Source organism: Methylobacterium sp. NPDC097929 (genome assembly GCF_049543375.1).
Taxonomy (GTDB): Bacteria; Pseudomonadota; Alphaproteobacteria; order Rhizobiales; family Beijerinckiaceae; genus Methylobacterium.
This window is the reverse complement of sequence record NZ_JBMVEP010000005.1, coordinates 151,898-178,386: the sequence shown is the minus strand read 5'-3', so window position 1 is coordinate 178,386 and position 26,489 is coordinate 151,898. Positions and strand designations below refer to the sequence as shown.

Below are 26,489 nucleotides of genomic sequence, written 5' to 3'. Positions count from 1 at the left end.
CATGGGTCCGACACGTCCCCACCTGACGCTTGCCCACTCGGTCGAACGGCCGGCCCCTATGACGATTGGCATGACGGTCGAACCTGTCGCGATCATCGATATCGGCTCGAACTCGGTGCGGCTCGTTGCCTATGACGGGCTCCAGCGCGCGCCGACGCCGCTCTACAACGAGAAGGTCCTGTGCGGGCTGGGCCGCAGCGTCTTCTCCACGGGCCGCCTCAACGAGGATTCCGTGCAGCGGGCGCTCGCCGCCCTGCGCCGCTTCCGCGTCCTGTGCGACACCATGCGGATCGAGCGCATCTTCGTGCTGGCCACCGCGGCCGCGCGGGACGCGGCGAACGGCCCGGCCTTCCTGGAGGCGGCGCAGGCGGCCCTCGGCCGAGAGATCCAGCTGCTCTCCGGCCGGCGCGAGGCCGAATTGTCGGCGCTCGGCGTCGTCTCGGGCTTCTACGCGCCCGACGGCGTGGTGGGCGATCTCGGCGGCGGCTCGCTGGAACTGGTCGATGTCAGGGGCACCACGGTGGGGCAGGGCGTGACCATGCCGCTCGGCGGCCTGGCCCTCCAGGATCTCTCCGAGGGATCCCTCAAGAAGGCGCGCAAGCTCGCCCGGGACCATCTGAAGAAGGCCGAGCCGCAGCTCGACACACTGCGCGGGCGCACCTTCTACGCCGTGGGCGGGACGTGGCGGGCGCTGGCCCGCCTGCATCAGGCCGCCCGGCAATACCCACTCCACGTCATGCACGGCTACGCGGTGGAGCCCTCCGACGAGCTGAGCTTCCTCGAAATGGTGGAGGCGAGCGACGCCGCGACCCTGCAGGAGGTCGAGACCATCTCCGAGGCGCGCCGGCCGCTGCTGGCCTTCGGCGCGGTGGTGCTGGAGGAGATCATCCGCCTGGGCAAGCCCCGCGAGATCGCGATCTCCGCCTTCGGCGTGCGCGAGGGCCTGCTGTTCGAGCAGCTCGACCGCGAGACGCGCCTGACCGACCCGCTGATCGTCTCAGCCCAGGAACTGAATCTGCAGCGCGCCCGCTCGCCCGATCACGGCGAGGAACTGCGCGACTGGACCGACCACTTCATCACGAGCCTCGACGGCCCCGAGACGGCGGGCGAGCGCCGCTTGCGTCACGCGGCCTGCCTGCTCTCCGACATCGGCTGGCGGGCCCATCCCGATTATCGCGGCGAGCAGAGCCTCAACGTGCTGGCCAACGCCGCCTTCGCCGGCATCGACCATCCCGGCCGGGCCTACCTCGCGCTGTCGGGCTATTTCCGCCACGAGGGCGTGGCGCCGGAGAAGGCGAGTCCGACCCTGCGCACGCTCGCCGGCCCCCGGCTGTTCGATCGCGCCCGCCTCGTCGGCGCCCTCATGCGCGTCGCCTTCCCGGTCTCGGCCGGAATGGCCGGTCCGCTCAAGCGGATGCCGGTCGCGGTGGAGGACGGGAAGGTCGTTCTGCGCCTGCCCGCCGAGTGGGCCGAACTCAACGGCGAGCGCCTGCTGAGCCGTGTGCGCGGGCTCGGCCGCGTGGTCGGCCTCGACGGACGGGTCGAAGTCGGCTGAGGCGAGGTCTGCTCGCGAAGGACGGAGAGCCGGCCTCAGCCCGAGAGACGCGTGTGGGCCACCGCGATCTCCCGCTCTGCATCGGCCATCAGGTAGGCGATGCGCGGACCGTCGAGATTGGCGTCGGCCAGGCGCTGGCGCAGGTCGGCCTCGTAGCTCTTCTGCTCGGCGCGCCGGACCGGCGGCAGCAGGCGCAGCAGCATCGGGCTGGCGATCTCGCTGCGCACGAGGCCGCGATGGTTGGCGAGTCGCCGCAGGCTGCTGGCGAGGTCTTCCAGCTTCGATTCCGGCAGATACTGGCGGGCGGAAACGCGGGCGCTGCCGGACTGAGACATGGTGCAACCTTCTTGCGACACTCCGCGAGACGGTAGCCTGCCCCCGATTTGTTTTTCCTTGCGAAAGACCGTTAACGCCTTGCGCGCGGGCTCAGACCGGCTCTCCCCGGCCGGGCGCGACGCCGGGCCGGGGAAAGACGCGGGAGGTAGGTGGGCCTTGCGCCGGGATCGCGGTTCCTGTTCCCCGCGCCCCCGACACACCTGCAGCCGCTCGGCCCACTGAGCGTCACAGGAACGGCGCAGAGAACTGGTCCGCACCGCCCCGTCACTGCCGGCCCCGCTGCCACGCAGGCCCGAGAGGGCTCGCGAAACCATCGGACGCATCGGCCCCGGGGAGGGCCGATGTAGAGGCCCACGCCGCCGCGGGCAACCGCGCCGTGATGCCGCGACGCTTCGGTCACGGCCAAGGTCTTGCGCCGAGGGGGCAAGGACAGGCGCAGAGTGGATTGATGCGTTGAAGCGGAGAACGGATCTGCTACTCTGGGCCGTATGAAGGGATGCTCCGATCCAGTCGGTCCAGGAGACGCCTCGGGTCGCTCGTGGCGGCTGGTGGAAGCCAGGGCTCGCTTCGGTGAACTCGTCCGGCGCGTTCGAAGCGAGGGGCCGCAGCACGTGACGGTTCGGGGACACGAAGAGGTCGTTGTCATCTCCGCGGAGGAGTTCCGGCGCTTGAAGGGCGAGGCGACGAGTGCGGATCTGGTCGCCGCCTTTCAGGCCTCGCCGCACCGAGATGTCGACATCGAGCCGGACCGCTCTCCGATGCCCGTGCGCGACCCGGCCTTGTGACGGGCTGGCTTCTCGATACGAATGTTCTCTCGGAACTGCGCCGGCCACGGCCGGAACCGAAGGTTGTTGCCTTTGTCAGCACTCAGCCGCTCGCCAGCCTGTATGTCAGCAGCGTGAGCTTGGCGGAGATTCGGTTCGGCATCGAGCGCTTGGACGACGCAGCAAAGCGGGCGGCTCTTCGCGATTGGCTCGACGCGGGAATCCGGCCGATGTTCGAGAGCCGTGTTCTCCCGGTCACCGAATATGTCATGCTGCGGTGGCGAATGCTTGTCGAAGAGGGACGACGGGTTCGTCATACCTTCCCGCAGCCCGATCTCATCATCGCCGTGACGGCGCTTCAGCTGGAGCTGACGATCGTGACCCGCGATACGGACGATTATCAGAAGACCGGCGTCGCTCTGGCGAATCCATGGGCGGGAGACACGGCCACCGGCTGAGATAGGGCAGGATGTCGGGCCAGGCTGTCGTGGGAAGAGCGTCCCACGACAGCCGAGCATCGCTTACCGCAGCGAGCCGCAGAAGCGCTGGATGCGGCGGCAGGCCTCTTCTAGGGTCTTGTTGGAAGTGGCGTAGGAGATGCGCAGGTTGGGGCCCAGGCCGAAGGCCGAGCCGTGCACCGCGGCGACGCCCTCGGCCTGGAGCAGTTCGGTGACGAAATCCGCGTCCGAGCCGATGGTCTTGCCCGTCTCGGTCGTCTTGCCGATCAGCTCGGCGCAGGACGGGTAGACGTAGAACGCGCCTTCCGGCACCGGGCATTTCAGGCCGTTGGTCTGGTTGAGCATCGAGACCACGAGGTCGCGCCGCTCCTGGAACGCCGCCTTGAAGCGCGCGAGGTGCTCCTGCGTGCCGTCGAGCGCGGCCACGGCCGCCCATTGCGAGATCGAGGAGGCGCCCGAGGTCTGCTGGCCCTGCACGAAGTCCATCGCCTTGATGAGTTGTTCCGGGCCGGCGGCGTAGCCGATGCGCCAGCCGGTCATGGCGTAGGCCTTCGAGACGCCGTTCATGGTGAGCGTGCGCTCGTAGAGGCCGGGCTCGACCTGGGCCGGGGTGACGAATTCGAAGTCCCCGTAGGTCAGGTGCTCGTACATGTCGTCGGTGAGCACCCAGACCTGCGGATGACGCATCAGCACGTCGGTGATCTTCTTCATCTCGTCGCGGGTGTAGGCGGCACCCGAGGGGTTCGACGGCGAGTTGAGGATGATCCACTTGGTCTTTTGCGTGATGACGCGCTCCAGCTCCTCCGGCTGGAGCTTGAAGTCGTGGGCCATGTCGGTCTCGGCGAAGACCGGCGTGCCGCCGCACAGGATCACCATTTCCGGGTAGGAGACCCAGTAGGGACGCGGGATCACCACCTCGTCGCCGGGGTTCAGGGTCGCAAGGAGCGCGTTGTAGATGACGTGCTTGCCGCCGGTGCCGACGATGGTCTGCGAGACCTTGTAGTCGAGCCCGTTCTCGCGCTTGAACTTCTTGACGATCGCCTCGCGCAGCGGATTGATGCCTGAGACCGGCGGGTACTTGGTCTCGCCGCGGCGGATCGCATCGATCGCCGCCTCCTTGATGTGGTCGGGCGTGTCGAAGTCCGGCTCGCCGACCGAGAGGCTGATGACGTCGACGCCCGAGGCTTTCAGCTCACGCGCCTTCTGGGTCATCGCGATGGTCGCGGACGGCTTCACCCGCGAGAGGGCGTCGGCGAGAAAGCCCATGGAAGGTCTCCGAAAGGTCTTCGAGTGCGGCAGGCGCCCGAAAGACGTTTCGGGCCAACGCGGCCCTCGTAATCTTGCGCCGCCGGACGGGCAAGCGCCGCGAGCGCGCAGCGGCCTCCCGGCGCGAGCGGGCCGCGGGAGCCTCTTCCCGGCTCGGTTGAACCGGGCCGACGCCGCCGCGGCGCGGCGATGCTGCAATTTTTCTCAAGCTGGAGCGAAGAGTTTTTCAGGCGTATGTTGCTGGAGTTTTCGGGTATTGTCGGGTCCAAGACGTGCAGTTTATTGCAGCGCGACAGCATATCGGTGCGCTGCAATGAGAAGTGCATGCAGAATTCGGCCGACCACGAGGGTGCGGACATTGTCCGAGCTCGCGGGGCCGGTCGACGGCATTCTGGGCGGATGACGGCGAGAGGCGGGCAGCACCGCCCGACCGGACGAGGCGAGCGGAGGACGGCGGCCCCATGAAGAAGAACAAGGTCATTACGGCCGAGGAAGCCATCGCACTGATCCGCGAGAACGACGTCCTGACCACGACCGGCTTCGTCCAGAGCTGCATCCCCGAGGCCCTGCACGCGGCGTTGGAGAAGCGCTTCGTCGAGACCGGGAGCCCGCGCGGCCTGACCCTGATCATGACCGCGGGCGCGGGCGATTCGAAGGGTCTCGGCACCGGCCGCCTGCACCATGACGGACTGCTCTCGCGCGTCATCGCCGCGAATTTCGGGCGCATGCCGAAGGTGGCGCAGGCCGCCCAGGCCAATCGGATCCGCGGCTACAACCTGCCTCAGGGCGTGATCTCGCAGCTCTACCGCGCCTGCGCCGCCGGCCAGCCGGGGCTGTTCTCGAAGGTGGGTCTGAAGACCTACGTCGATCCGCGCCACGGCGGCGCCAAGGTCAACGATCTGACCACCGAGGACATCGTCAAGCTCGTCGAGGTCGATGGCGAGGAGTGGCTGTTCTACACCGCCACCAAGATCGACGTGGCCTTCATCCGCGCCACCTCCGCCGACCCGTCGGGCAACCTCTCCTTCGAGAAGGAGGCGCTGACCCTCGACTGCCTCGCCCAGGCCATGGCCGCGCGCAACAACGGCGGCATCGTCGTCGCCCAGGTCGAGCGCATCGTCGACGACGGCTACCTGCTGCCCAAGGACGTGCGCGTCCCCGGCATCCTCGTGGATTGCGTCGTCGTGGCCGAGCCCGAGATGCACCGCATGAACTACGGCGTGATGTACGACGCCGCGCTGGCCGGCGAGATCCGCGTGCCCGTCACCGGCATCAAGCGGATGCCGCTCAACGAGCGCAAGATCATCGCCCGCCGCGCCGCCTTCGAACTGCCGCCCAACGGCGTGGTCAATCTCGGCGTCGGCGCGCCGGAGGGCATCTCCTCTGTCGCCAACGAGGAGAAGATCACCCCCTACATCACCCTGACGACGGAAGCCGGCGCCGTCGGCGGCGTGCTGGCCTCCGGATCGAGCTTCGGCGCGGCGACGAATGCCGACTGCATCATCGACCAGAACCAGATGTTCGATTTCTACGACGGCGGCGGTCTCGACATGACCTGTCTCGGCATGGCCGAGTGCGACGGGGCGGGCAACGTCAACACCTCGAAGTTCGGGGGCAAGCTCAACGGCTGCGGCGGCTTCATCAACATCTCGCAGAACGCCCGCTCGGTGGTCTTCGCGGGCACCTTCACCGCGGGCGGCCTGGAGATCGCCGTGCAGGACGGTCAGGTGAAGATCGTCACCGAGGGCCGGGCCCGGAAGTTCGTCACCCAGGTCCAGCAGAACACCTTCTCCGGCCCCTACGCGGTCGAGCGTTCGCAGCCCGTGATCTACGTGACCGAGCGCTGCGTCTTCCAGCTCACGAAGGAGGGGCTGGAGCTGATCGAGGTGGCGCCCGGCATCGACATCGAGCGCGACATCCTCGCCCACATGGATTTCGCGCCCGTGGTGCGCAATCCGGTGACGATGGACGCGCGCATCTTCCGCGACGAGCCGATGGATCTGATCTCGGACCTGCTCAACCTCGATCTCAAGTCGCGGGTCAGCCTGGATGCCGAGCGCAACATCCTCTTCATCAACCTGGAGGGCTGGTACTGCCGGGTGAAGAGCGACATGGACGAGCTGCGCATGACCATCGTCGAGGCCTGCCGCAAGGCCGGCCAGCGGGTCAACGCCGTGATCAACCACGACGGCTTCCGGCTCAACGAGAACCTCTACGACGACTATGCCGGGATGATCCAATATCTCCAGGCGAACTACTACGCGACCACGACCCGCTACGCGACCAGCGCCTTCCTGCGCCTGAAGATGGAGGAGGCGCTGACCAAGCGCGGTGTCGCCCCCCACGTCTTCGAGCGCAAGGAGGAGGCCCAGGCCTTCCTCGGCACCACCGAGGACAGACGCGCGCGCAAGATGATCTCGCCGGCGGTGGCCTCCGCCGCCTGATCTCGCCCTCCGCGCGGAGCGCCGCCATGCCGTCCGCCGCGTCGTCCTCCGTTCTGGGCGCGATCGCCGGGATCGAGGATTACTGGGAGCGCAGGACGCTGCGCTCCCGGCGGCCGGTGCGCGGCGGGATGGCCGATCAGATCCTGCTCGACGTGCTCGGGCTCGGGATCGAGCAGACGATCCGGCATCTGGGACAGACGAGGCCCGATTTCGACGCCTTCGAGGCCTGGGTGCTCGCTACCGCCGGGCCCCCCGATCCCGCGAAGGTGGCGCGCTACAATGCCTGGGTCTCGGCCGCACCGATGCCGGAGGCCGCCGCGCGGGAACTGGCCGCGATCGACGCCTTGGCGCCGGTCCTCGACGAGGCCGACCTCGCCCATTGGGACCGCTTCGGCTACCTCGTCCTGCGGGCGGCGATCGCTCCGGACGAGGCCGCTGCGGTCGCGGCGCTGCTGTGGCGCCTCCTCGACGCGAGCCCCGACGACGCGAGCGGCTGGTACGGCCCGCGCACCAACGGCATCATGATCCAGCACTTCCAGGACCCGCTTCTGGAGGTCGCGCGGCGCTCGATGCGCATCCACAAGGCCTTCGCGCAACTCCACGGCACCAGCGATCTCTGGTCCACGACCGACCGCCTGGGCTTCAACCCTCCCGAACATGCCGGCTACCGCTTTCCCGGCCCGCACCTGCACTGGGACATGAGCCTCGCCCCGCCGAGGCCGCTCATGACGGGCGGCATCCTCTACCTGACGGATACGGACGCGAACCAAGGCGCGCTGCGGGTGGTACCCGGCTTCCACCGCCGGCTCGACGGCTGGCTCGCCGCCATCGGAGAGACCGATCCGAGGACGGTCGATCTGAGCGGCGAGGCCGTGCCGATTCCGGGCCGGGCGGGCGACCTCGTGATCTGGCGTCACGAGCTGCCGCACGGCGCGAGCCCCAACACCGCGGATCGCCCGCGCATGGTCCAGTACGTCAACCGTTACACGCCCGACGCGGTCGAGCAGAGCGTGTGGCTCTAACCTGCTTCATCCGTCATTCCACCATTCTCCCGCGTCCGGCTCCGACGGTTGCTGTCTTCCTCGTCGTTCGTCCCGCCGCAGGTGTCGGCAGTGCCGTCTTTCGCGGCCCGCGGTGCCGCCGACGGCGACCGAGCGGAAATCGGGGCCGTCGTCGGTCGTGACGCGCAGCCGGAGCTTGCGGTTCTCGCCCGGGTCAGCCGGCTGCCTCGTCAAGGATTGCGAACGCGACGCCGGCGCGCTGGCAGGTCTTCACGCGATCGCCTTCGCTCGCCCTATGGTCGGACAAGCCGAGAGGTTCATGACGAGTACAGCGCGCGCTCCGGGCGCCGCTGGGGAAAAGCTGTCGCTTCGCCCCGTCGCTTTCACGTTTGTTAATTGGCTTGTTTCAAGCCTACCGACCTCTGTCGGGGGTCCATAATGAGAATCACGCTCAAGAACAGCCTCATGGGCCTGTTCGTCCTCATGCTGATCTTGTCCGTCGCGCAGGGCGCCGTCGCTCTGATCAAACTCGATGACATCGAGGCGAAGACCGGTGCGCTCCTCGACAACACGATCCCGTCGATGAACGAGGCGAACCACATCAATAGTCTCGTCATCCGCACCCGGCTCTGGCAGTTCCGTTACATGACGGCGGAGAGCGAGGCCGCCAAGAGCGAGAGTGCGGCCAAGGTCGCCGAGTTCATGCGGGACCGGGGCGCCAAGGTCGACGCCTACGACGCGCTGGTCTCGTCGCCCGAGGAGCGTACGGCCTACGACGCCATGCGGACGAAGCTCGGCGTCCTGACATCCGACTGGGAGCGTCTGCGCGCCTTCCCTGCGGAGCGCTACGAGGAGGCGATGGCCGCCTTCCGCGGACCGATGAACACGAGCTACCTCGCCGCCTCGGCGTCCGTGCGGGCACTCATCGACATCAATCTCGCGGCGAGCCGGACGGCCGATGCCGGGATCCGGCAGGCGCAGACGGAGGCCACCCGCGTCACGCTGATCGTGCTCGGCGTCAGCCTCCTGACGGCGCTCGGGGCGATGGCCTATTCCTTCCTCGGCGTCTCGCGCCCGATCGCGCGGATGAGCGGCGCCATGCGCCGCCTCGCCGAGGGCGACGCCGCCTCGCCGGTTCCCTACGGCCAGCGCCGCGACGAGATCGGCGAGATGTCGAGCGCCGTCGGCGTGTTCCGCGACAACATCCTCCGCACGCGGGCCCTGGAGGAGGAGACCGCGCTCGCCCGGGCTTCGGCCGAGGAGCAGCGCAAGGCCGGCATGCGCCAGATGGCCGACCGCTTCGAATCCGCCATCGGCGGCATCGTCGCCTCGGTCTCTTCCTCCGCCGGCGAGCTGCGGGCGACCGCCCAGACCATGAGCGCCAATGCCGAGCAGACGGCGGCGCAATCCGTCAGCGTCGCCGTGGCGGCCGAACAGGCCTCCAGCAACGTCAACACCGTGGCGGCGGCAGCCGAGGAGCTCGGTTCCTCCGTCAGCGAGATCGGCCGGCAGGTCGCGGGCTCCGCCGATCTCGCCCAGGCCGCCGTCGGCGAGGCCAACGGCACCGCCGCCCTCGTCCAGGATCTGGCGCAGGCCGCCAGCCGCATCGGCGACGTCGTGAACCTGATCTCGTCGATCGCGGCCCAGACCAACCTCCTGGCGCTCAACGCCACGATCGAGGCGGCCCGCGCCGGTGCGGCGGGCCGCGGCTTCGCGGTCGTGGCCTCCGAGGTGAAGGAACTGGCGAGCCAGACCGCCCGGGCCACCGCCGAAATCTCGGCTCAGATCAACCAGATCCAGGGATCGACCGATCAGGCGGTCTCGGCCATCGCCGGCATCGCCGACCGCATTCGCGAGATCAGCGGCGTCGCCACCGCGATCGCCTCGGCGGTCGAGCAGCAGGGCGCGGCGACCCGGGAGATCGTGCTCAACGTGGCCCAGGCGGCCACTGGAACCGGCGAGGTGACGGGCACCATCGCCAGCGTGGCGGGCGCGGCGGAGGAGACCGGCGCGGCGGCGAGCCAGATGCTCGCCTCGGCCTCGGCCCTGTCGCAGCAGGCCGATCACCTGGGCACCGAGGTCACTCGCTTCCTGGCGACCGTCCGCGCCGCCTGAGCCGCGAGACCAGGACCGAACGGCGGAGCGCTCGGATCGGGGCGGCTGGCTTCTTGCCACGCCGCCCCGTCTCTGCTAACGCCCCGCCCATTCCACACGCGGAGCCGGCCCCATGCCTGAATGGGGCGTTTCCGGTGGCCGGCCGATCGTCCGGCTACTCCTCCGCGGCGGTATCAACCGGAGAGACCAAAGAATCATGGCCGTCGATTTCTCTATGCGCCAGCTCCTCGAGGCCGGCGCCCATTTCGGGCACCAGTCGCACCGCTGGAACCCGAAGATGCAGCCCTACATCTTCGGCACCCGCAACAACATCCACATCATCGATCTCGCCCAGACCGTGCCGGCGCTGCACGCCGCCCTCCAGGCGGTGAGCGACACGGTCGCCCGCGGCGGTCGCGTGCTGTTCGTTGGCACCAAGCGCCAGGCGGCGGATTCCATCGCCGAGGCGGCCAAGCGCTCGGCCCAGTACTACGTCAATTCCCGCTGGCTCGGCGGCATGCTGACGAACTGGAAGACCATCTCCGGCTCGATCCAGCGCCTGCGCAAGGTCGACGAGACGCTCGAGGGCGGGGCCGTCGGCCTCACCAAGAAGGAGCGCCTCATGCTGACCCGTGAGAAGGACAAGCTCGAGAAGGCGCTCGGCGGCATCAAGGACATGGGCGGCGTGCCCGACCTGCTGTTCGTGATCGACACCAACAAGGAGCAGCTCGCCATCAAGGAGGCCCAGCGCCTCGGCATCCCGGTCGCCGCCATCGTCGACACGAACTGCAACCCGGACGGCATCTCCTACATCGTCCCGGCCAATGACGACGCCGGCCGCGCCATCGCGCTCTACTGCGATCTCATCGCCCGCGCGGCGATCGAGGGCATCGGCCGCGGCCAGGGCGCGCTCGGCATCGATGTCGGCGCCTCCGAGGAGCCGACCGCCGAGGAGCTGCCGCCGGCCAACGACGACGTCGCGGCCTCCGTCGCCTCCGACGCGATCGCTCCGGCCGATGTCGCCGCGCTGGCCGAGTCGACCGAGCATTTCGAGCAGCTCGCCGCGCCCCGCGGCGCGCCCGACGACCTGACCAAGCTGACCGGTGTCGGCCCGCAGCTCGTGCAGAAGCTCAACGATGCCGGCGTGTGGCACTACTGGCAGATCGCCGCCATGCAGCCCGAGGACGTGGCCAAGCTCGACACGGACCTGAAGCTCAACGGCCGCATCGATCGCGACGGTTGGGTCTCGCAGTCCCGCGCCTTCGTCGAGGCCGCGGCCGCCTGATCCCTCCCACGCGAGGCCGCCGGGCCCGAGGCCCGGCGACCGGACCGTCATCGACCCTACACAGCCCGGTGCTTTCAGCGAGCGCCGGGCTCATTCACTTCAAGACCTGCACTTCAAGACCTGCACTTCAGCCCCCGAGAGGATCGCCATGGCCAACATCACCGCCGCACTCGTGAAGGAGCTTCGCGAAAAGACCGGCGCCGGCATGATGGATTGCAAGGGCGCGCTCAACGAGACCGACGGCGACCTCGAGGCCGCGGTGGACTGGCTGCGCAAGAAGGGTCTCGCCAAGGCCGCCAAGAAGGCCGGCCGCGTTGCCGCCGAGGGCCTCGTGGCCGTCGAATCCGCCGGCCGCCACGCCGCGATCGTCGAGGTGAATTCCGAGACCGACTTCGTCGCCCGCAACGACAGCTTTCAGGCTTTCGCCCGCGAGGCCGCCAAGCTCGCGCTCAACACGGACGGCACCCTCGAAGGTCTCCAGGCCGCGACCTTCCCCGGCTCGTCCGAGACGGTTCAGGAGAAGCTCTCGAACCTCATCGCCACGATCGGCGAGAACATGACCCTGCGCCGGGTCGCCAAGCTCGAAGTGAGCAAGGGCGTGATCGCCTCCTACGTCCACGGCCAGATCAGCGAAGGCCTGGGCAAGATCGGCGTGCTCGTCGCGCTCGAGTCCGAGGGCGACGTCGAGTTCCTCTCGACGCTCGGCCGCCAGATCGCCATGCACGTCGCCGCCACCGGCCCGGCGGCGCTGGACGCCTCCGGCGTCGACCCGGCCGTGGTCGAGCGCGAGAGCAACATCCTGCGCGAGAAGAACGCCGGCAAGCCGGACCACGTGATGGCCAAGATCGTCGAGAGCGGCCTGAAGAGCTACTACAAGGAGGTCACCCTCCTCGAGCAGCCCTTCGTGCACGACAGCTCCAAGACCATCACCCAGGTGCTCAAGGAAGCCGCGGGCAAGGCCGGCGGCGAGGTCACGATCAAGAGCTTCGTCCGCTACGCGCTGGGCGAGGGCATCGAGAAGGAAGAGGGGCCGGACTTCGCCGCCGAAGTCGCGAGCATGTCGCGCTGAGGCAACGGAGGGCCGCTCGAGGCTCTCCTCGTCACCGATCCTCACAGGTCGTCTCACGGGGGCGGCGGCAGCGATGCCGTCGCCCCTCGACGTTCGGGCCCCCGTATTGCTAGAAGCCGCGGCATTGCCGGAAGCCGCGGCGCCCGGCACCCGAGACGACGAGGATCTTCGATGTCGGAGACGACGACCTACCGCCGCGTCCTCGTCAAACTCTCCGGGGAGGCCCTGGCCGCCCCGGACGGCTTCTGGCTCCATCCGCCGATGTTGGCGGCACTGGCCGAGGACATCGCCGCCACGGTCGCGCGCGGCATCCAGATCGCGGTGGTGGTCGGCGGCGGCAACCTGATCCGCGGCGCGCGCATCTCTCAGGCCGGCTGGATCGACCGGGCGACCGGCGACTCGCTCGGCATGATGGCCACCGTGATGAACTCGCTCGCCATCGAGACGGCGCTCAACGCGGCCGGCGTGCAGGCGCGCACGATGTCGGCGGTCTCGATGCCGACGATCTGCGAGACCTATGCCCGCCAGCCGGCCCTGCACCATCTCGACAAGGGACAGGTTGTGGTGCTCGCGGGCGGTACCGGCAACCCGTACTTCACCACCGATACGGCGGCCGTCCTGCGCGCGGCGGAGCTGCGCTGCGACGCCGTGCTGAAGGCGACCCAGGTGGACGGCGTCTACTCGGCCGACCCGAAGCAGGACAGTGACGCGATCCGCTACGACCGCATCACCCACGACGAGGCCATCGCCCGCGATCTCAAGGTGATGGACACGGCCGCCTTCGCCCTGGCCCGCGAGAGCCGGCTCACCATCGTGGTGGGCTCGGTGCACGCCCCGAGCTCGATCACCGCGATCCTGACGGGTGCCTCGGTCTCGACCCGCGTGGTGCCGTAGGCGGCACCTCGGCCGATTGCCCTGGTGGCCGGATCGCTTCGCCGATGCTCACGGCGGAGAGGTGAGGCGAGCGGAAGCCATCCGAGCCGCAACGGCTTCGCGTTGCGGCTCGGTCGATCGTCTGGAAAAATCAGGCGCCCTTGAGGGCGTTATGGCGCTCGATGCCTTCGAGGATCAGCCGCTGAGCCTCCTCCTTGTTGCCCCAGCGCACGACCTTGACCCACTTGCCGGGTTCGAGATCCTTGTAGTGCTCGAAGAAGTGCTGGATCTGGCTGACCGTGATCTCGGGCAGGTCGGTGTAGTTCTCGATCCGGTTGTAGCGCTGGGTCAGCTTGCGGGAGGGGACGGCGATGATCTTCTCGTCCTCGCCGCCGTCATCCTCCATCACCAGCACGCCCACGGGCCGCACGGAGATGATCGCGCCCGGGATGATGGCGCGGGTGTTGGCCACCAGCACGTCGCAGGGGTCGCCGTCACCCGAGAGGGTGTGGGGGATGAAGCCGTAATTGCCCGGGTAGAACATCGGCGTGTAGAGGAACCGGTCGACGACGAGCGTGCCGGCATCCTTGTCCATCTCGTACTTGATCGGCTCGCCGCCGAGGGGAACCTCGACGATGACGTTGACGTCGTGGGGCGGGTTCTTGCCGATCGAGATGGCGTTGATGTCCATGGCCCTGTGCTTTCTCAAGATCAGGCCGCCGGACGCGTCGCGTCGTCCCGCGGGTGCATCGTGCGGGTCGGCTCATGGTGCCGCACCCATCGCCGGCTGTCTTAGAATGGGCGGGCCGGAATTGAAATCGCCCCTTCGGCGGAGTCGGTCCGCCATCTCTTCTTCGAGGCGGAAAACGCCGATCAGGTGAACAGGTAGCCGACCTTCGGCAGGCCGATGCCGGAGACGCGCTCGACCGAGTCCGGGCCGGCCACGCCGCCCAAGCCCTCGTAGAAGGCGCAGGCGCGGGCGTTGTCGGCCAGCGCCCAGACGCCGATGCGGGTCAGCCCGCGGTCGATGAGGTCGTTGCGCACCGCCCGGAACAGGCGGGTGCCGAGCCCGAGCCCCTGGAATTCGGGGGCGATGTAGAGTTCGTCGATCTCGCCGTCCGCCCGCATGGTCCGGTCGCGCGCCCGGCCGTAGGCGGCGTAGCCCGCGAGCCGATCCCCGAAGGCGACGACGGCGAGCCCGCGCCCGCCCCCGATCATCGCGCGCCACGTCGCCGGTCCGCGCCGGGCCAGGAAACGCTCCAGAGCCAGCCCCGGGATCACGCCCTGATAGGCCTCGCGCCACGCCGCGTCGAACACCGCCGAGAGGTCGGCGGCGTCCGCGGGCCGGGCGCGGCGGATGCTCGCCGTGTTCGTCGTCATCGGAAGGCTCCGGATGGGAGGGCTCCGGTCGGGAGACTTGCCATGATGGGGGCAAAGCGGCCGGTTCGGCAACGGCTTGCAGCGGGGCGGAACAGTCCCGCGTTGTCGCCCCGGCGGCGGGCTGGTAGAGGGACGCTCCGACAGGCTGCCCCGCGCGGATCCGTGTTCAACCGTTTCCTTCCTCCCGAGACGCGCTACGCGCGGCGCATGGCGCGCATCGCGAAGTTCGAGCGGCCCATCGCCGGCTCCCTCGACCGGGCCAAGGCCTGGGCGAACATGCTGCTCGTCGATCACGGGATCTTCCGTCTCGCCTATCTCAACCGACACCGGATCGGCAGCGGCATCGCGTGGCGCTCGGCCCAGCCGACGCCGCACCAGCTCGCGTGGTTCAAGCGCCAGGGTGTGCGCACCGTGGTCTCCCTGCGCGGCGGGCGCGAGCACGGCTCCTGGCCCTTGCAGCGGGAGGCCTGCGAGCGGCAGGGGCTCACCCTGGTCGAGTTCGTGCTGCGCTCCCGCGAGGCGCCCTCCCGCGAGACGCTGCTGGCCGCCAAGGCGTTCTTCGCGGGGATCGAGTACCCGGCGGTGATGCACTGCAAGTCCGGCGCGGACCGGGCGGGACTGGCCGCCACCCTGTTCCTGATCCTGCACGAGGACCGGCCGGTGCGGGAGGCCCTGCGCCAGCTCTCGCCGCGCTACGGCCATTTCCGCTTCGCCAAGACCGGCATCCTCGATGCCTTCTTCGCCCTGTACCTGCGCGAGGGCGAGGCCCGGGGGCAGAGCTTCCTCGACTGGGTCGAGCACAGCTACGACCCGCAGGCGCTGACGCGAAGCTTCCGCGCCGGCGTCTGGTCCGACCTCGTCGTCGACCGCCTGCTGCGGCGCGAATAGGCCCGCCGCCTTGGCGTTCCGGCTTTCCCGCCTGCTCGGGAGCGTGCCCGGCCTTGGGCGCCGCGGGGCGGACGAGAGCGGTCTCCACGGTCCGCGCATCGCCGTGATCGGCAATTGTCAGGCCCGCGGCGTCGCCGATGCCCTGCGCATCCTCGCGCCGGGTGCGCGGCTGCGGCTGATCCCGATGGCGTCGCTGGGCTGGCAGGCCCGCAGCCTCGACGCCTTCGCCGCCGATCTCGGCGCCTTCGACCACGTCTTCTCCCAGCCCTTCCCGGCGGGTTTCTTCCCCGAGGGCGGCTCGGAGGCCCTGCAAGCCCTGCTGCCGCGGATGCGGCTCTTCCCGTCGATCGTCTTCACCGCCTTCCATCCGGATGCGGTCTATGTCGGCGATCTGGCCACGGTGGCGCGGGTGCGGCTCGTGCCGTCCCCCCTCGGCACCTATCATTCCGCGATCGCCCTGTTCGGCTTCCTGCAAGGGCTCCCGGCCGAGCGGATCGTCGATCTGTTCCGGGAGGAGGTCCTTGCGGGGCTCGGCTACCTCAATGCCTGGGACATCGCCGCCGCGGACCTGATCGCGTCGAGCCGGGCGATCGGCTTCGACCTGTCGGCGGAGTTGCTGCGCTGGTCGCGCACCGGCCTGTTCATGCACAACATCAACCACCCGCGTCTGGCGGTGCTCGGCGACATCGCCGCGCGGCTGCTGCGCGAGGCGGGCGTCGCGGCCAGGGCCGTTCCGGTCGAGGCCTACGCGCCGGACGCGCTCCTCGACGATGCGATCTGGCCGGTCTACCCGCCGGTGGCGACGCTCTACGGCGTGCCGGGCTCGACGGTGTTCAAGCGCCGCCAGCGCAGAGGGGCGCCGCCCGAGACGCTGGGCCTGCCCGCCTTCGTCGAACAAAGCCTCGCGATCTACCGGGCGCAGCCGCGCGCGAGCCTGACCTGCCACCGCATCGAGCACTGGGCCGCTTCGCTGCAGATCCGGAATCTGTTCGAGGGGGCGTGAACGCGCGTCCGGTCCCGGGTTCCCGAAGGGCCAGCCCTCCGGCGGGTTTCAGGGCAGCGCCCTGACGTCACCCCTCCGCCTCGTCCTTGCCCCCGCGCTCGGCGAGCCGGGCCAGCGTCGTCATCTCGCGAAACCACGTGCGCACGGGCTTGGCCGGGGTGCCGCCCCAGCGCGAGCCGGGAGGCACATCGCGGTTGACGTTGGAGGAGCCGGCGATCTGCGCGCCCATGCCGATGCGCAGGTGGCCGACGACGCCGACCTGCCCCCCGAGCACGACGTAATCCTCCAGCGTGGTCGAGCCGGAGATGCCGACACCCGAGACGATCACGCAGTGGCGGCCGATCACCACGTTGTGGGCGATCTGCACGAGGTTATCGATCTTGGTGCCCTCGCCGATGACCGTGTCGCGGGAGGCGCCCCGGTCGATCGTGGTGTTGGCGCCGATCTCGACATCGTCCTGAACGATGACGCGGCCCACCTGCGGCACCTTGATATGGCCGCCGGGGCCCATGGCGAAGCCGAACCCGTCCTGGCCGATCCGGGCGCCGGGATGGACGATGACGCGGTTGCCGACCAGCGCGTGGGTCAGGGTCGCGCCCGCGCCGACTGAGCAGTCGCGCCCGATCCGCACGTTCGGGCCGATCACCGCGTTGGGGCCCAGCACCGTTCCCGAGCCGATCTCCGCGCCGGGGCCGACCACCGCGCCCGGATCGACGCGCACGCCGTCCTCGAGCCGCGCCTGCGGGTGAACATGCGCGCCCGGCGAGACGCCGTCGGCGCAGAAGAGCGAGCGCGGGCGCATCGCCTCCTCGTAGAGACGGGCGAGCAGCCCGGCATAGGCGCGGTAGGGGTCGCGGGTGACGAGGGCGACCGTGCCGGCCGGAACGCGGGCGGCGAACCGCGGCGAGACGAGGCAGGCCAGCGCCCGCGTGCCGGCCAGTGCCTCGCCGTAGCGGGCATTGTCCATGTAGGCGAGTTCGGTCGGCCCCGCGGTTTCGAGGGGGGCGGCCCCGCTCACCGGCTGCGACGGGTCGGCTCCTTCGGGGAGCGAGACGCCGCAGGCCTCGGCAACGGCGCCGAGGGTCAGGCCGGCTTTCGGCGCGATGAAGACGGGATCTGACATGAGGCTGAGCGTGCCGCGAAGAAATGGGTTCGGGCGCCGCTATAGCGCTCTTCGCCGGAGCGGGCACTGCCTCGGGGGCGAAGAAGTCCGCCGGGACGAAAAAGAAAAGAGCCGTGCCGGACCGCAGGACGGTCGGGCACGGCTCGCGAGGGGCCGTCGGGTGAGGCGGCTCCGGCGAGCCGCCCCGGATCAGAAGCGCGAGCCGCCGGAGAAGCGGAACGCCTGGAGCTGGTCCTTGCCGACCTTGCCGAGCGCCGTCTGGACACCCTCGTCCTTGGACAGAGCGTAGGCGTAGTCGAAGCGGATCGGGCCGAGCGGCGAGTTCCACAGGATCGAGGCACCGACCGAGGAGCGGATCGTCGGCTTGTCGCGCACGTTCACGCACTCGGGCTCGACCCGGATCGCACCGGCGCCGAAGTTCGTGTAGTTGCAGCCCGATCCCGGTGCGAAGCCGTTGATGATGCTGTCGCGGTTCAGGTCGAAGGTGCGGCGGCCGTCGTAGCCGAACAGCGTACCGGCATCGGCGAACACGGCGCCCTTCAGGCCGAGATCCTTCGGCAGGCCCCAGATCGGGAACTGAACTTCGACGGTGGCGCCGAAGTAGGTCGTGCCGCCGATGGCGTTGGAGCGGGCGTCGGCGATGCCGATGTCGCGCGGGCCGAGGCCGTTCGGAGCGAAGCCGCGGACGAGCGACGGGCCGAGGAAGAACTGGTCGGTGATGCGCAGCGGGTTGTTGTCGAGCGCCGAGATGTGGCCGCCCTGCAGGCGCACGAAGCCGACGACGTCCTCCCACAGCTCCTTGTAGTAGCGGGCGTCACCCGTCACGCGGAAGAACTTCGAGTCGCCGCCGATGCCGGCGATGTCGGGCTTGACCTCGGCGTAGAAGCCGTTGGTCGGCCGCTGCAGGTTATCGAGGGTCGAGTAGGCCAGCGTGACGCCCGCGAGCGAGGTCAGGGTCGAGCCCTGGGCGCCCTTGAGCGCGATCGAGGCTTCGCCGTCGAAGGCGCATTCCGGGTACAGCGCCGTCTGACCGACGGAGGTCACCGGATTGCCGTCCTGTCCGCGGGTGTAGCCGGGGATCGGCACCGAGCAGTCGTTGTAGGGCCGCTTGATGGTGTTCGGCACCCGCAGCTCGGTGTTGTAGAGCGAGTAGCGGAAGGTGACGCCGAACTCTTCGGTGATCGGCAGGCCGACGCGGAGCTGGCCGCCGTAGACCGTGGTCTCGTAGCGCGAGAAGCGGGTCAGGTCGGAATACTTGTAGAAGGCGTCGAAGCCCGCCGCGAGGCGGTAGCCGAGGAAGTACGGCTCCGTGAAGGAGAAGTCGAAGCCCTTGGCGTACTGGCCGCCCTGGGCGGCGACGCGCACGTACTGGCCGCGGCCGAGGAAGTTCGACTCGGAGACCGAGACTTCGCCGATGATGCCGTCCTGGGTGGAGTAGCCGCCCGCCACCGAGAACGAACCCGTGGGCTGATCCTCGACATCGATGTTCACGACCACCCGGTCCGGCGCCGAGCCCGGCTCGTTGGAGAAGCGCACCTTCTTGAAGAAGCCCAGGCCGTTCAGGCGGCGCTCGGCGCGGTCCACGAGGACGCGGTTGTAGGCATCGCCCTCGGTCAGGTCGAGCTCGCGCCGGATGACGTAGTCGCGGGTCCGGGTGTTGCCGCGGATGTTGATGCGCTCGACGTAGACGCGCGGGCCGTCCTCGACCACGAAGCCGAGGGAGACCTGATGGGTGGCGCGGTCGCGCTGGCCGGTCGGGCGCACCTGGGCGAACGGAAAGCCCTGGCGGTTGACCTCGTTGGTCACGCCGACGAGCGACTTCTCCACGTCCTCGGCGTTGTACACGTCGCCGACCTGGGCGCGGATCTGGCCGTCGAGGGCCTCGCGGTCGACGCCGGGGATGCGCGGATCCACGGCGACCGCGCCGACGGTGTATTGCTGGCCTTCCTCGACGGTCACGGTGATGACCCAGCCGGTCTCCTCGCCGGCCTCGACGTAGCGGGCATCGGCGTTGACGACGCGGAAATCGGCGTAGCCGTTCTTGAGGTAGTAGCGGCGCACGACGTCGAGGTCGGCGGAGATGCGATCGGGATCGTAGACGTCGGAGGTCTTGATGAACGAGAGGAAGTTCATCTCGGAGGAGGACATCAGCCCCCTGAGGGTCGATTCCGAGTAGACGCTGTTGCCGACGAAGTTGATGGCGCGGATGCCGGTCTTGTCGCCTTCGTCGATGGTGAAGATGACGTCGGAGCGGCCGCTCGGCAGGTCGACGAGGCGGGAGCTGACCTTGGCGGTACCGCGACCCGAGCGCTTGTAGACGTCCCGGATGCGCTCCACGTCCGCGGCGATGACGGCCTGGCTGAGGGCGCCGCGCTCCTTGGACTCCACCACGCTCTCGAGCGTGGCCTTCTCGACCTTCTTGTTGCCCTCGAAGAAGACGCGGCCGACGACGCTGTTCTCACGCACGCGCACCAGGGTGGTGCCGCCGCGCGCCGAGACCTGCACGTCGGAGAAGAGGCCGGTGGAGAGAAGGTTGCGCCGGGCCTCCTCGGGTGAGCCGGAGGCGGTGCCGGTGACGTAGGAGCGGATCGTGTCGGAATCGACCCGCTTGTTGCCTTCAACGACGATCTGCTGGGCCTGCGCGGCGGCGCTGCCGAGGATCACGCCGGCGGCGGTCGCGACCAGAACGATGGCCCGCTCCGCCGACTTTCGCCGGCGCTTTCCCGTCATCGACATCATGTAATCGCCCGTCTCTTTTTTCTCAGCACGGGTTCGCACCCGCAGGCGGCCGTCCTTAGGACGTGCCGCCCTCTGGTCCCAGCCACGCTTCTATCGGGATTCCCCTGCGAAGCAAACGCAGGCGTCGTCCGACATTCAGGGATTTTGAGGGGTCGTGGCCTTCGCGCCACTTAACGGAGAAGGTCCGTTTCGGACGATCTCAGATTAGGGTGAATAGGGCGTAAATATGGTTCGAACCACGTCTTTCCGGCTCCTGTCCGGATCGTCGAAAGGTGTCGTTAACCCTCAACGAGAACGGCCCGGCGCATGCGCCGGGCCGTCGATTCGGGGGAGGGGCGTGCCCCGGCTCAGGTGCCGCGCTGGCTCAGCGAGGCCCCGAGATTGAGGATGTCGTTCCAGGCGGCGAACAGCATCAGAACCAGCACGAAGGCGAGCCCGATGCGGAAGCCGATCTCCTGCGCCCGCTCGCTCAGGGGGCGTCCGCGCACCGCCTCGAAGGCGTAGAAGAGCAGGTGGCCGCCATCGAGCAGCGGGATCGGGAACAGGTTGAGCAGTCCGATCGAGACCGACAGGAGCGCGATCAGGCCGATCAGGCCGCCGACGCCGCCGACCCGCGCGACCTCGCCCGAGACCCGGGCGATACCGATCGGCCCGGAGAGCTGGTCGGCGGATTCGCGTCCCGTGACGAGCTTGCCGATGTAGTCGAAGGTGCGCTCCACCACGAAGGCGGTCTCGAAGGTGCCGAGCTTGAGGGAGTCGAGCGGGCCGTAATGCACGAGCTTGGCCGCGCTCGCGTTCGGCCCGTTGATGCCGAGCCGACCGAAGCGGTGGCGGCCGAAGGGCGTGCGCTCGTCGATCATGTCGGGCACGGCGGTCAGGGTCTGCTCCTGGCCGGCGCGCTCCACCGTCACCGCGAGGGAGCTTCCGGCGGCGGCCGAGACGACGCGCTGCATCTCGCCGAAGGTCGCGACCGGGGTGCCGTCGATCGCGCGGATCACGTCGCCGGGCTGGAAGCCGGCGCGGGCGGCGGCGCTGCCCGGCTGCACCGCCTCGACGCGGGCCGGCGTCTCGAGGCGGCCGTTGACGTAGATCGCGCCGGCGAAAACGGCGATCGCCAGGATGAAGTTGGCGATCGGGCCGGCGGCGACGATGGCCGCGCGCTTGGCCACCGGCTGGGTCGGGAAGCTGACCGCCCGCTCGTGCGGGTCCATGCGGGCGACCGCCTCGGGGTCGGGCACGCTGGCGCCGTTGGCATCGCCCACGAACTTCACGTAGCCGCCCAGCGGGATGGCCGAGAGCTTCCAGCGGGTGCCCCGCCGATCGGTGAAGCCGACGAGTTCCGGGCCGAAGCCGATGGAGAAGGCGGTGACGCCGACCCCGCACCAGCGCCCGACCAGGAAGTGACCCATCTCGTGCACGAACACGACGATGGTCAGCACGAACAGGAACGGGATCACCGCGCCGAAGAAACCGGCCGCGTTCCCGCCCATGCTGCTCAAGAAATCCATTGCCGCCATCCCTTTAGGCCGCGACCATCACACCGGTCCGATCATGCGTCGCGATCGGATTCATTGCCGGCGCCATTCGCCCTGACAGGGCGGCCCCGGGGCCTGCAAGACGCGGATCGTCGCACGCCCCACGTGCGAGCGCGAGATCTAATCGCGCGTTCCGCCGGCAATCCGGCCCCCGCCGTCCCCGACAAGACTCTGTAAGGGTTAACGCGGGCGGCCTACCCGGCGGCGCGGGCGGCCGGCACGGCCTCCAGGCTCCAGGCCCGGACCTGCGCATCGATGGCGAGCGCCTCCTCGACATCCTCCGGGGCGCGGCGGTGCTCGCCCGCAAAGTGCTCGACCGCGCGCTCCACGAGTTCGGCGATGCCGTAGAACGGGATCGCGCCGCGGATGAAGGCGGCGACCGCGACCTCGTTGGCGGCGTTCATCACGGTCGGCGCCGCACCGCCCTCGGCGAGCGCCGCGCGGGCGACGCGCAGGCAGGGGAAGCGGGCCTCGTCCGCGGGCTCGAAGGTGAGGCTGCCGGTGGCGGCGAGATCCAGCGGGCGGCCGCGGGCGATCTCCAGGCGGTCGCCGAGGCCGAGGCAGTGGGCGATCGGCACGCGCATGTCGGGCATGGCGAGCCCCGCCGTCACCGCGCCGTCGCGCCACGCGATCAGCCCGTGCACGATCGATTGCGGGTGGACGATCACGTCGAGCCGCGCCGCCTCGATGGCGAAGAGGTGGTGGGCCTCGATCAACTCCAGCCCCTTGTTCATCAGGGAGGCGGAATCGATGTTGATCTTCATGCCCATCGACCAAGTCGGGTGGGCGGCGGCCTCGGTCGGGGTCGCGGCGGCGATGCGCTCGCGGGTCCAGGTGCGGAACGGACCGCCCGAGGCGGTCAGCGTCATCCGGGCGATGTCGGCGACGCGCCCGTCGCCCATGGCCTGGGCCAGCGCGTTGTGCTCGGAATCCACCGGCAGGATGCGGGCGCCGTAGCGCTGCGCGTCGCGCATGAAGGCATCGCCCGCGCAGACCAGGCTCTCCTTGTTGGCGAGCGCGATGGTGCGCCCGAGCCGCAGGGCCGCGTGGGTGGGTTTCAGGCCCGCCGCCCCGCTCACCGCCGCGACGACGATGTCGGCCTCGCGGGCGACCGCCTCCAGCACCGCGTTCTCGCCGGCCCCGTTCGGGATGCCGGAGCCGGACAGCGCCTCGGCCAAAGCCGGGCCGGCGCTCGCGTCGGCGAGGGCGGCGAAGTCCGGCTTCATCTCCCGGGCGAGGCGTGCGAGCGCCGCGGCATCCCGGCCGCCGACGAGGGCGCCGACGCGGAAGCGGCCGGCATGCTGGGTGAGGAGATCCGTGGTCGAGCGGCCGATCGAACCGGTGGCGCCGAGGACGGTGACGGTGAGACTCACGGGGCTGACTTCCGTTCAGGCATTCAGGAGCCGCAGGGCGGCGAGACAGAGGCCGGCGAGCCCCGCCACGGCGAAGAATCCGTCGAGCCGGTCCATGACGCCGCCATGGCCGGGGATCGAGCGGCCGGAATCCTTCACGCCGTAGCGGCGCTTGAGGCCGGATTCGACGAGGTCGCCGCCCTGCGAGAGGATCGAGGCCAGCCCGCTCAGCGCGGCGACGGCGAAGAGGGGAAGATCGGGCAGGGCGCTCCAGCCCTGGCTCCGGGCGGCGAGCACCGTCGCGGTACCGCCGAGGATGCCGGCGGCAAGGCCCCCGAGCGCGCCCGACCACGTCTTCTTCGGGCTCACCCGCGGCATCAGCTTCGGCCCGCCGATCAGGCGGCCGGTGAAGTAGGCCACGCTGTCGGTGGACCAGACCACCGCGAACATCCAGGCGGGGCCGACGATGCCGATGCCGGGATCGAGGCGCAGCAGCGTCGGAACGACCGCGATCACCGCCGCGCCGAGGAGGCCCCAGACCGCCTTGCGCCGGGTGGGGCCGCGCCCGAGGGCGAGGAGGCCGATCGCGCCGAGGATCAGGATCAGGATCGGCGCCCAGGCGGGCGCGCCGAGCAGAAGGGCGGCGAGCAGGCCGAGCAGCGTCGCGCCGGTGAGACCGAGCAGGGGCAGGAGCGGCTCGGAGCGGGTCATGGCGAGCCATTCGGCGGCGCCGACGGTTCCGGCCACGAGCCAGACGAGGGCGAAGGCCCATCCGCCGACGACGAGGGCGCCGAGCACGGCCGCTCCGAGAACCAGCGCGGAAGCCACCCGCAGGCCGAACTCGCGGGTCGCGAACGGCGCCCGCTGCGCGGGCCGCGCCGCTTCGTTCCCCGCCATCAGCCGGCTCCCGCGCTCAGGCCGCCGAAGCGGCGGTCGCGGCGGTGGTACTCGCCGATGGCGGCGAGGAAGGCCTCGTGGTCGAAATCCGGCCAGAAGCCCGGCGCGACGACGTACTCGGCATAGGCCGTCTGCCAGGTCAGGAAGTTCGAGAGGCGCTGTTCGCCGGAGGTGCGGATCACGAGGTCTGGGTCGGGGATGCCGGCGGTGTCGAGGGCGTCCGTGACGGTGGGCAGCCCGATCTCGTCGGGCCGCAGGCGCCCCTCCGCCACGGCGCTGGCGATGCGCTGAACCGCCCGGACGATCTCCTGGCGCCCGCCATAGTTGAAGGCGACGACGAGCGTCAGGCCCGTGTTGGCGCGGGTGCGGGTCTCGGCCTCGTCGAGCAGGCCGGCGATGTCGGTCGAGAGGTCCGTCCGGTCGCCGATCACCCGGACGCGCACGTTGTGGGCGTGCAGGTCGGCGAGGTCGCCGCGCACGAACAGCTTGAGCAGGCCCATCAGCTCGGAGATCTCGGAGGGCGGGCGGCGCCAGTTCTCGGAGGAGAAGCTGTAGATCGTGAGGTAGCCGATCCCGAGGCTGATCGCGGAGCGCACGGCGCGGCGAACGGCCTCGACGCCCCGGCGATGACCCTCGAAGCGGGGCAGCCCCCGGCGCGCGGCCCAGCGGCCGTTGCCGTCCATGATGATGGCGACGTGCCGCGGTGCCGGCAGCGCCGCACCGTCGGGCGCGGGCTCGCCCGCCTCCCCGATCTGCCGCGCGCCTTCCGAGCGAACCAACGCAGCCTCCCTCTCGCTGCCGCGGCCCGGCGCGGCCCCACCCGTCTTTACGTCCTCGATGCAGGTCCGGGGGTCTCAGACCTGCATGATCTCCTTTTCCTTGGAGGCCAGCACGCCGTCGATCTCGGCGATGGCGTCGTCGGTGGCCTTCTGGACCTCGCCGGCCTGACGCTTCTCGTCGTCCTCGCTGATGGCGCCGTCCTTCTCCAGCTTCTTGAGGATGTCGAGCCCGTCCCGGCGCACGTGGCGCACGGCCACGCGGGCCTCCTCGGTGTATTTGTGGGCGACCTTGACCATCTCCTTGCGGCGCTGCTCGTTCATCTCGGGGATGCGCAGGCGGATGGTCTGGCCCTCGGTCATCGGGTTGAGGCCGAGATCGGATTCGCGGATCGCCTTCTCGACGTTGGTGACCATCGAGCGGTCCCAGACCGAAATCGAGAGCAGGCGCGGCTCGGGCACGCTCACCGTGGCGACCTGCGCCATCGGCATCGAGGCGCCGTAAGCCTCGACCTGGATCGGGTCGAGCAGGCTCGGCGTGGCGCGTCCGGTGCGCAGCGATCCCAGATCCTTGCTCAGGGAGGAGACGGCGCCCTGCATGCGGCGCTTGATGTCGCCGAGGTCGAAATCCGGTGTAGCCATGAGGTCGAGATCCCGGGGTTTTTCAAAAATCCCGATGCGGTCGGGCGGCGGATGGGCCGGTGCGAGGGCACCCGGCGCGCGGTGCCGCTTCATGAACGAAAAACCGGGTGGCCGCAAATGGCCGTTGACGCCGCCGGATTTCGGCGCAGGGGCGGCTGTCGCGCCGGCCCGCTCCCGCAGGATCGCCCGCGCGGGGCCGGCGTTCGCGTCGGATGGTCCGTTTCGGGCTCCGCCCTGCATTGCCGGCCTGCCGACGGGCCGTGGCTGCGGCGCAGGTGGCGGACCGGTCCGCTTGGGGGCCCGACCGGTCCGCCTGTCGCCAGCTTGCGCTGAAATGGGCCCATGAGAGCCCTGACGACAACGGGACAACGGTTCGCGTGCGCGCTTTCATCCGGTCCCGCTCGCGGTGATCGGATGAAAGCGTCCGCTTCCGGTCGTTGGCGCTGCGTCCCGGCCGGAGGCTATCGATCCCCGAGGCGGCAGGAGAGGGGCGTCTCGATCGGACAGGAGGCCGGCGGCTCGCGGTAGATCCGGACGAGAGGCGGGGTCTCGTCGTTCTCCAGCGCGAGGCGCCGCTCTTCCTCGGCATAGGACCAGCTCCACTCGTCGGAATGCTCCCCGTCCAGAACGACGCCGGCCCGGCAGCCCCAGCCGTGCTCCCGCGCCACCTGCGCCTGCTCGTAGGTCACGGTGAAGTAGCCGAACTCGTGAAGCTCATGGTCGCGGCAGAGGATCTTGCCGTCCGGCGTGACGATGTCCCCCGGTCTGGCACCTTCCGGCAGCGTGGCTGTCATCTTCTTCTTCCCCCCGGATCGTCGGAGATCGCGATGCGTCCCGTTCGAAGATCAAGGTCGATGCCCGGTCACGGAGGCGTGGCCCGCTTCCCGTTCGACAACCTCACTTCATGAACGTGCAGCGTCTTCGCGAAATCGCAAGGCCGCGCACGACGCAATTCGATCGCAGAGCCGATGTAACAATCATTCCGCCCGCCGCCCGGATAACGGGCGGC

General features: G+C 69.7%; 23 protein-coding genes. 11 read left to right on the top strand and 12 right to left on the bottom strand.

The genetic code is table 11. The annotated features are described in order from the left end of the window. The first annotated feature begins 1 nt into the window (after nucleotide 1). The gene (gene ppx, locus ACPCJR_RS14880; protein WP_391513925.1) at nucleotides 2-1,555 is read left to right on the top strand and encodes an exopolyphosphatase; all 1,554 of its coding nucleotides are present in this window, start codon (nucleotides 2-4) and stop codon (nucleotides 1,553-1,555) included. Between the two features lie 35 nt (nucleotides 1,556-1,590). On the opposite strand, the gene ACPCJR_RS14875 is transcribed toward ppx, so the two are convergent. Beyond that, entirely contained in the window at nucleotides 1,591-1,890 is a 300-nt protein-coding gene (locus tag ACPCJR_RS14875) for a hypothetical protein (protein WP_391513927.1), read from the bottom strand. 489 nt (nucleotides 1,891-2,379) lie between these two features. On the opposite strand from ACPCJR_RS14875, the gene ACPCJR_RS14870 reads away from it, so the two are divergent. Together ACPCJR_RS14870 and ACPCJR_RS14865 are read left to right on the top strand one after the other, a co-directional pair. Next, a complete protein-coding gene (locus ACPCJR_RS14870) occupies nucleotides 2,380-2,676 on the top strand; it encodes a type II toxin-antitoxin system Phd/YefM family antitoxin (RefSeq protein WP_391513929.1) in 297 nt (98 codons plus the stop codon). After that, nucleotides 2,673-3,113 carry a type II toxin-antitoxin system VapC family toxin gene (locus ACPCJR_RS14865; RefSeq protein WP_391513931.1) on the top strand — a complete coding sequence of 147 codons (441 nt, stop codon included), beginning with the start codon at nucleotides 2,673-2,675 and terminating at the stop codon, nucleotides 3,111-3,113. The genes ACPCJR_RS14870 and ACPCJR_RS14865 overlap by 4 nt, the downstream gene beginning before the upstream one ends. Before the next feature lie 63 nt (nucleotides 3,114-3,176). Here ACPCJR_RS14865 and ACPCJR_RS14860 read toward each other — a convergent pair whose 3' ends face one another. Beyond that, a complete protein-coding gene (locus tag ACPCJR_RS14860) occupies nucleotides 3,177-4,379 on the bottom strand; it encodes a pyridoxal phosphate-dependent aminotransferase (RefSeq protein ID WP_391513933.1) in 1,203 nt (400 codons plus the stop codon). Between the two features lie 461 nt (nucleotides 4,380-4,840). Between ACPCJR_RS14860 and ACPCJR_RS14855 the strand changes: the two genes are divergently transcribed. The 6 genes from ACPCJR_RS14855 (at nucleotide 4,841) to pyrH (ending at nucleotide 13,166) form a co-directional block, all read left to right on the top strand. Further along, nucleotides 4,841-6,823 (top strand): acyl CoA:acetate/3-ketoacid CoA transferase, encoded by a 1,983-nt coding sequence (locus tag ACPCJR_RS14855; protein WP_391513935.1) that lies wholly within the window; start codon nucleotides 4,841-4,843, stop codon nucleotides 6,821-6,823. 26 nt (nucleotides 6,824-6,849) lie between these two features. Continuing rightward, nucleotides 6,850-7,845, top strand: a complete 996-nt coding sequence (locus ACPCJR_RS14850) for a phytanoyl-CoA dioxygenase family protein (RefSeq protein WP_391513937.1) — start codon at nucleotides 6,850-6,852, stop codon at nucleotides 7,843-7,845. A gap of 417 nt (nucleotides 7,846-8,262) precedes the next feature. Then, the gene (locus ACPCJR_RS14845) at nucleotides 8,263-9,939 is read left to right on the top strand and encodes a methyl-accepting chemotaxis protein (RefSeq protein WP_391513939.1); all 1,677 of its coding nucleotides are present in this window, start codon (nucleotides 8,263-8,265) and stop codon (nucleotides 9,937-9,939) included. Nucleotides 9,940-10,135: 196 nt separating this feature from the next. Then, a complete protein-coding gene (locus ACPCJR_RS14840) occupies nucleotides 10,136-11,203 on the top strand; it encodes a 30S ribosomal protein S2 (RefSeq protein ID WP_331287978.1) in 1,068 nt (355 codons plus the stop codon). A gap of 148 nt (nucleotides 11,204-11,351) precedes the next feature. After that, complete coding sequence (gene tsf / locus ACPCJR_RS14835) at nucleotides 11,352-12,272, top strand: translation elongation factor Ts (RefSeq protein ID WP_110352569.1); 921 nt, start codon at nucleotides 11,352-11,354, stop codon at nucleotides 12,270-12,272. A gap of 171 nt (nucleotides 12,273-12,443) precedes the next feature. After that, entirely contained in the window at nucleotides 12,444-13,166 is a 723-nt protein-coding gene (gene pyrH / locus ACPCJR_RS14830; protein ID WP_391513941.1) for a UMP kinase, read from the top strand. 130 nt (nucleotides 13,167-13,296) lie between these two features. Here pyrH and ppa read toward each other — a convergent pair whose 3' ends face one another. Together ppa and ACPCJR_RS14820 are read right to left on the bottom strand one after the other, a co-directional pair. Next, on the bottom strand, nucleotides 13,297-13,836 hold the full coding sequence (gene ppa / locus ACPCJR_RS14825; RefSeq protein WP_110352571.1) for an inorganic diphosphatase: 540 nt from the start codon (nucleotides 13,834-13,836) through the stop codon (nucleotides 13,297-13,299). A gap of 182 nt (nucleotides 13,837-14,018) precedes the next feature. Further along, nucleotides 14,019-14,525, bottom strand: a complete 507-nt coding sequence (locus tag ACPCJR_RS14820; RefSeq protein ID WP_391513943.1) for a GNAT family N-acetyltransferase — start codon at nucleotides 14,523-14,525, stop codon at nucleotides 14,019-14,021. A gap of 162 nt (nucleotides 14,526-14,687) precedes the next feature. On the opposite strand from ACPCJR_RS14820, the gene ACPCJR_RS14815 reads away from it, so the two are divergent. Beyond that, entirely contained in the window at nucleotides 14,688-15,413 is a 726-nt protein-coding gene (locus ACPCJR_RS14815) for a fused DSP-PTPase phosphatase/NAD kinase-like protein (protein WP_391513945.1), read from the top strand. Nucleotides 15,414-15,423: 10 nt separating this feature from the next. Then, nucleotides 15,424-16,416, top strand: a complete 993-nt coding sequence (locus ACPCJR_RS14810; RefSeq protein ID WP_391513947.1) for a WcbI family polysaccharide biosynthesis putative acetyltransferase — start codon at nucleotides 15,424-15,426, stop codon at nucleotides 16,414-16,416. Nucleotides 16,417-16,483: 67 nt separating this feature from the next. Here ACPCJR_RS14810 and lpxD read toward each other — a convergent pair whose 3' ends face one another. From lpxD to ACPCJR_RS14770, 8 genes are all read right to left on the bottom strand, one after another. Beyond that, nucleotides 16,484-17,539, bottom strand: coding sequence for a UDP-3-O-(3-hydroxymyristoyl)glucosamine N-acyltransferase (gene lpxD / locus ACPCJR_RS14805; protein ID WP_391513949.1), 1,056 nt, complete (start codon nucleotides 17,537-17,539; stop codon nucleotides 16,484-16,486). Nucleotides 17,540-17,728: 189 nt separating this feature from the next. Next, nucleotides 17,729-20,278, bottom strand: a complete 2,550-nt coding sequence (gene bamA / locus ACPCJR_RS14800) for an outer membrane protein assembly factor BamA (protein ID WP_391513951.1) — start codon at nucleotides 20,276-20,278, stop codon at nucleotides 17,729-17,731. 347 nt (nucleotides 20,279-20,625) lie between these two features. Then, nucleotides 20,626-21,786: an RIP metalloprotease RseP gene (gene rseP / locus ACPCJR_RS14795; protein WP_391513952.1), complete on the bottom strand. Its 1,161-nt coding sequence runs from the start codon at nucleotides 21,784-21,786 to the stop codon at nucleotides 20,626-20,628. 221 nt (nucleotides 21,787-22,007) lie between these two features. Continuing rightward, entirely contained in the window at nucleotides 22,008-23,186 is a 1,179-nt protein-coding gene (gene dxr, locus ACPCJR_RS14790) for a 1-deoxy-D-xylulose-5-phosphate reductoisomerase (RefSeq protein WP_391513954.1), read from the bottom strand. 15 nt (nucleotides 23,187-23,201) lie between these two features. Beyond that, complete coding sequence (locus ACPCJR_RS14785) at nucleotides 23,202-24,062, bottom strand: phosphatidate cytidylyltransferase (protein ID WP_391513956.1); 861 nt, start codon at nucleotides 24,060-24,062, stop codon at nucleotides 23,202-23,204. Beyond that, complete coding sequence (locus ACPCJR_RS14780; protein ID WP_391513958.1) at nucleotides 24,062-24,841, bottom strand: isoprenyl transferase; 780 nt, start codon at nucleotides 24,839-24,841, stop codon at nucleotides 24,062-24,064. The genes ACPCJR_RS14785 and ACPCJR_RS14780 overlap by 1 nt, the downstream gene beginning before the upstream one ends. Nucleotides 24,842-24,916: 75 nt before the next feature. Then, nucleotides 24,917-25,480, bottom strand: a complete 564-nt coding sequence (frr, locus tag ACPCJR_RS14775) for a ribosome recycling factor (protein ID WP_110352581.1) — start codon at nucleotides 25,478-25,480, stop codon at nucleotides 24,917-24,919. A 461-nt stretch (nucleotides 25,481-25,941) separates the two neighbouring features. Continuing rightward, entirely contained in the window at nucleotides 25,942-26,274 is a 333-nt protein-coding gene (locus ACPCJR_RS14770; RefSeq protein ID WP_110352582.1) for a hypothetical protein, read from the bottom strand. Between the last annotated feature and the right edge of the window lie 215 nt (nucleotides 26,275-26,489).